We start from the raw sequence: 255 nt of genomic DNA on the forward strand, positions 1-255 counted from the left end.
CCTGGGTGTGGCCGTTGTACTCGGTGACGATCATGATTTCGGGCTTGTTGCTGGTGACGATGCCGGCGTACTTGGCCAGGTCGATGACCGGGACCAGCGAGCCACGCAGGCTGACCATGCCTTCAACGGAGGAGGGCATTTCGGGTGCGGAAGTGATTTCGGGCGTCCGCATGACTTCGCGGACCTTGAAGACGTTGATGCCGAAGACTTCCTTCCTCCCGGTACGCTGGTCGTGACCCAGGGAGAACAGCAGGA

At 60.8% G+C, this 255-nt stretch carries 1 protein-coding gene; it reads right to left on the reverse strand.

From position 1 onward, the window contains the following. Positions 1–255, reverse strand: a 255-nt coding sequence (locus JHD62_RS22375) for a chemotaxis protein CheW (RefSeq protein ID WP_199104704.1), incomplete at both ends; no start/stop codon positions are given.

Source organism: Aquitalea sp. ASV11 (genome assembly GCF_016429185.1).
In the GTDB taxonomy this organism is placed as follows: Bacteria; Pseudomonadota; Gammaproteobacteria; order Burkholderiales; family Chromobacteriaceae; genus Aquitalea; species Aquitalea pelogenes.